General features: G+C 47.5%; 1 protein-coding gene, 2 tRNA genes and 2 rRNA genes. 1 reads left to right on the top strand and 4 read right to left on the bottom strand.

Annotation, left to right across the window (positions count from 1 at the left end):
• Nucleotides 1–86: 86 nt before the first annotated feature.
• The 4 genes from HDC92_RS24835 to HDC92_RS24820 form a co-directional block, all read right to left on the bottom strand.
• Nucleotides 87–2,965: ribosomal RNA gene (locus tag HDC92_RS24835) — 23S ribosomal RNA — on the bottom strand.
• 224 nt (nucleotides 2,966–3,189) lie between these two features.
• Nucleotides 3,190–3,266: transfer RNA gene (locus HDC92_RS24830), tRNA-Ala, on the bottom strand.
• 18 nt (nucleotides 3,267–3,284) lie between these two features.
• Nucleotides 3,285–3,359 (bottom strand) — tRNA-Ile (locus HDC92_RS24825).
• Between the two features lie 176 nt (nucleotides 3,360–3,535).
• Nucleotides 3,536–5,057: ribosomal RNA gene (locus tag HDC92_RS24820) — 16S ribosomal RNA — on the bottom strand.
• Together the 16S and 23S rRNA genes with 2 tRNA genes alongside form the textbook arrangement of a ribosomal RNA operon.
• Before the next feature lie 163 nt (nucleotides 5,058–5,220).
• Here HDC92_RS24820 and HDC92_RS25025 point away from each other — a divergent pair.
• Nucleotides 5,221–5,635 (top strand): hypothetical protein (locus HDC92_RS25025; RefSeq protein ID WP_221271016.1); only part of this gene is annotated, 415 nt, incomplete at its 3' end.

The following is a 5,635-nucleotide window of genomic DNA, read 5'->3' as shown; positions in this document are numbered from 1 at the left end:
AATTTCAGGAACCGCTTGATTCAGCAGGATAACAATGACATATTATTGAAAGAAGTTTTTAGGAAGAACAAACAACAGTGTTCTGCTTTTGAAAGCTTCGGATGATTAGTATTACTCGACTTTGATGTCACCACCTTTACATCTGTAACCTATCAACGTAGTAGTCTGCTACGGTCCTATATGGAATTCTCATCTCGTGGCTAGTTTCGCACTTAGATGCTTTCAGCGCTTATCTATTCCCAGCGTAGCTACTCTGCAATGCCCCTGGCGGAACAACAGATTCACTAGAGGCTAGTCCAACCCGGTCCTCTCGTACTAAGGTCAGCCCCACTCAAAATTCCTACGCCCACAACAGATAGGGACCGAACTGTCTCGCGACGTTCTGAACCCAGCTCGCGTGCCACTTTAATCGGCGAACAGCCGAACCCTTGGGACCTTCTCCAGCCCCAGGATGTGACGAGCCGACATCGAGGTGCCAAACCTCCCCGTCGATATGAGCTCTTGGGGGAGATCAGCCTGTTATCCCCAGCGTACCTTTTATCCTTTGAGCGATGGCCCTTCCATGCAGAACCACCGGATCACTATATCCGTCTTTCGACCCTGCTCGGCTTGTATGCCTCACAGTCAAGCAAGCTTATGCTATTGCACTCCTCATACGGTTACCAAGCGTATTGAGCTTACCTTTGAAAGCCTCCGTTACCTTTTTGGAGGCGACCACCCCAGTCAAACTACCCATCAAACAATGTCCTTCACTAAGTGAAGTTAGACACCGAATACAGAAAGGGTGGTATTTCAACGTTGACTCCACGATGCCTGGCGACACCGCTTCATAGTCTCCCACCTATCCTACACATCCTGTATCCAATGTCAATGTTAAATTGTAGTGAAGGTGCATGGGGTCTTTCCGTCCCGTTGCGGGTACCCGGCGTCTTCACCGGGACCACAATTTCACCGAGCTCATGGCTGAGACAGCGCCCAGATCGTTACACCATTCGTGCAGGTCGGAACTTACCCGACAAGGAATTTCGCTACCTTAGGACCGTTATAGTTACGGCCGCCGTTTACTGGGGCTTCAATTCAATGCTTCGGTTTAACCCTAACATCCCCTCTTAACCTTCCAGCACCGGGCAGGTGTCAGGCCTTATACTTCATCTTTCGATTTTGCAAAGCCATGTGTTTTTGTTAAACAGTCGCCTGGGCCTTTTCACTGCGGCTGATATTGCTACCAGCGCCCCTTCTCCCGAAGTTACAGGGCCATTTTGCCGAGTTCCTTAGCCATGATTCACTCGAGCGCCTTAGAATTCTCTTCCCGGATACCTGTGTCGGTTTGCGGTACGGGTTTTTATAACCTGAAGCTTAGCGGTTTTTCTTGGAAGTCTGATTACCTGCACTATCCACGCCCCCGAAGGTTTGCGGTACTATCAGCCTTTAGCAAGACCGGCGGATTTGCCTACCGGTCCTATACCTACAGCCTTCAACGATCTATTCCGTCAGATCGCGGCAGTGTCACTACTCCGTCCCCACATCGCAGTTATAAAAAGTACGGGAATATTAACCCGTTGTCCATCGAATATCCCTTTCGGGTTCTCCTTAGGCCCCGACTAACCCTGATCCGATTAGCGTTGATCAGGAAACCTTATCCTTTCGGCGGGCAGGTTTCTCGCCTGCCTTATCGTTACTTATGCCTACATTTGCTTTTCCAGAAGCTCCAGCACAACTTACGTCATACCTTCGCTGCCGCTGGAATGCTCCCCTACCGTAATATTAATATTACCCATAGCTTCGGTGTACAATTTGATGCCCGTTTATTATCCATGCCCGATCGCTCGACTAGTGAGCTGTTACGCACTCTTTAAATGAATGGCTGCTTCCAAGCCAACATCCTAGCTGTCTGTGCAATCGGACCTCGTTAGTTCAACTTAACTGTAACTTGGGGACCTTAGCTGATGGTCTGGGTTCTTTCCCTCTCGGCGCGTGACCTTAGCACCCCGCGCCTCACTGCCGTGTATATTAAATAGCATTCGGAGTTTGTCTGGATTTGGTAGGATTTGACTCCCCCGCACCCAATCAGTAGCTCTACCTCTATTTAACTCTACCACGACGCTGTTCCTAAAAACATTTCGGGGAGTACGAGCTATTTCCCAGTTTGATTAGCCTTTCACCCCTACCCACAGATCATCCGGAAACTTTTCAACGTTTATCGGTTCGGTCCTCCAGTACGTGTTACCGCACCTTCAACCTGTCCATGGGTAGATCACAAGGTTTCGCGTCTACCTCCCCTGACTATACGCCCTATTCAGACTCGCTTTCGCTTCGGATCCGTGTCTTAAACACTTAACCTTGCCAGAGAAGAGTAACTCGTAGGCTCATTATGCAAAAGGCACGCCGTCACGCCACCTGGACGCTCCGACCGCTTGTAAGCACACAGTTTCAGGTTCTATTTCACTCCCCTGTTCGGGGTTCTTTTCACCTTTCCCTCACGGTACTGGTTCACTATCGGTCTCTCAGGAGTATTTAGCCTTACCGGATGGTGCCGGCAGATTCCCACAAGGCGTCTCCGACCTCGCGGTACTCAGGATACTACTAGACTAATGGTACTTACGTGTACGAGGCTCTCACTCTATTTTGCCAGGCTTCCCATCCTGTTCCACTTCATTGCATTATAATCATATCGTAGTCCTACAACCCCAGTCTTGCCGTAACAAGGCTGGTTTGGGCTCTTTCCCTTTCGCTCGCCACTACTTAGGAAATCATTATTATTTTCTCTTCCTCTGCTTACTTAGATGTTTCAGTTCGGCAGGTTTGCGTACTTTGTACGACTAGTCTTCAACTAGCCAGGTTTCCCCATTCAGAAATCTACGGATCAATTCATATTTGCTAATCCCCGTAGCTTATCGCAGCTTATCACGTCTTTCATCGCCTCTGAGAGCCAAGGCATCCCCTGTGTGCTCTTATTTACTTTCTTCTCTCCATAGCCTTTTGCGCCTATGGAAATGCTTTTTTTGATTTGTTGTTAAACCTTCAGTTGGTTTGTCGTAATTGCTTACTTCATCCCTTCATCCAATCAAACAACGTCTCTATTGTTGTTTGCTCTTCTTTTTAACTTCTTCCAATATGTCAAAGAACTTTTCTATCCCGGGTTGCATTCCTGCTACCTATTTCTGTACCTTTTATCTTAGGTACCGGTGATGGTGGAGAATAACGGAGTCGAACCGTTGACCTCCTGCGTGCAAGGCAGGCGCTCTAGCCAGCTGAGCTAATCCCCCTTAAGATTATTCTTAATGTAGTCCCGAGCAGATTTGAACTGCTGACCCCTACATTATCAGTGTAGTGCTCTAACCAAACTGAGCTACGGGACTATGGATTCCTTAAGGTTTATGAGTACTGATTTCTCATTTTCACAAATCTTTTGATCTACTCATGTCCCCTTTTCAGTATGGAGCACTAAACCATGCTTCATCCTATGGGTTGTCTTGTTTTGAGATATATAGTCATTTATATCATTTAGCGTAGCGAGTAGTCAAACCTACTCCAGAAAGGAGGTATTCCAGCCGCACCTTCCGGTACGGCTACCTTGTTACGACTTAGCCCCAGTTATCGGTTTTACCCTAGGACGCTCCTTGCGGTTACGTACTTTAGGTACCCCCAACTTCCATGGCTTGACGGGCGGTGTGTACAAGGCCCGGGAACGTATTCACCGCGTCATTGCTGATACGCGATTACTAGCGAATCCAACTTCAAGAGGTCGAGTTGCAGACCTCTATCCGAACTGTGAATGGCTTTTTGAGATTCGCTTGCTGTTGCCAGCTTGCTGCCCTCTGTACCATCCATTGTAGCACGTGTGTAGCCCCGGACGTAAGGGCCATGATGACTTGACGTCGTCCCCTCCTTCCTCTCTGTTTGCACAGGCAGTCTGTTTAGAGTCCCCACCTTAACGTGCTGGCAACTAAACATAGGGGTTGCGCTCGTTGCGGGACTTAACCCAACACCTCACGGCACGAGCTGACGACAGCCATGCAGCACCTAGTTTCGTGTGATTGCTCACTTAAATATCTCTATCTAATTCACTAACTTTCAAGCCCGGGTAAGGTTCCTCGCGTATCATCGAATTAAACCACATGCTCCTCCGCTTGTGCGGGCCCCCGTCAATTCCTTTGAGTTTCACCCTTGCGGGCGTACTCCCCAGGTGGAATACTTAACGCTTTCGCTTAGCCGCTAACTGTATATCGCTAACAGCGAGTATTCATCGTTTAGGGCGTGGACTACCAGGGTATCTAATCCTGTTTGATCCCCACGCTTTCGTGCCTCAGCGTCAATCACACCATAGTAAGCTGCCTTCGCAATCGGTGTTCTGTGACATATCTATGCATTTCACCGCTACTTGTCACATTCCGCCTACCTCTAGTGTATTCAAGCCCGTCAGTATCAAGGGCACTGCGATAGTTGAGCTACCGTCTTTCACCCCTGACTTAACAGGCCGCCTACGCACCCTTTAAACCCAATAAATCCGGATAACGCTTGGATCCTCCGTATTACCGCGGCTGCTGGCACGGAGTTAGCCGATCCTTATTCCTTCGGTACATTCAGCTACTTACACGTAAGTAGGTTTATTCCCGAATAAAAGCAGTTTACGACCCAGAGGGCTGTCTTCCTGCACGCGGCATGGCTGGTTCAGAGTTCCCTCCATTGACCAATATTCCTTACTGCTGCCTCCCGTAGGAGTCTGGTCCGTGTCTCAGTACCAGTGTGGGGGGTCATCCTCTCAGATCCCCTAGTCATCGTCGCCTTGGTGGGCCGTTACCCCGCCAACTAGCTAATGACACGCATGCCCATCTTAATCCTATAAATATTTGAACATTGGATAATGCTATCCTGTGTTTTTATGCGGTGTTAATCCGAATTTCTTCGGGCTATCCCCCTGATTAAGGTAGGTTGCATACGCGTTACGCACCCGTGCGCCACTTTCATAAGGAGCAAGCCCCTTAATCTCGTTCGACTTGCATGTATTAGGCCTGCCGCTAGCGTTCATCCTGAGCCAGGATCAAACTCTCCATTGTAAATGTGTTGTTTGAACGCTGACCATTCTTAACTTAATTAATAATAGTCTTATTCTAATTGTATTGTCCAGTTAGAATTCAACTCGAAAAAATAGCTCCGTATTCATGTACTTTGAAATCGTACTATCTTACCTCGCTACGCTTTATAAATGACATCTCTTTAATGAACTTCTCGAATCGCCTCACGGGTCTCCTGTATATATCTTCGCTTCCTTTTTTCAGTTTCGGCCTGGTCTTATTATTCCAGATCTCTGTTTCAAATCTCAGCGCTTCAATCTTTTTTATTCCCCTGATCAACTCCGCCGATCAGGCTCCCTGTGTTTGGGATTGCAAAGGTAGAAATCTTTTTAGTATTGTCAAGCTTTTTTTAAAACTTTTTTTCCTTTTTTCTCATGGCGCTAAACCAGTCCTAAAGAAATACAAATCTCTACTCATCATCTCCTCAAATCAACCTCCTAAACATCAACCTCACCTTTTCCCTTCCTCCGAAGCGGGTTGCAAAAGTAGGAAAATTATCAACCCAATCAAACTATATCACACCATTAAATCAACTTTTATCCTAACTGCCTTAATTACAA

It is taken from the genome of Pedobacter sp. AK017, from assembly GCF_014200825.1.
In the GTDB taxonomy this organism is placed as follows: domain Bacteria; phylum Bacteroidota; class Bacteroidia; order Sphingobacteriales; family Sphingobacteriaceae; genus Pedobacter; species Pedobacter heparinus.
This window is presented reverse-complemented; position numbering and strand designations above follow the sequence as displayed.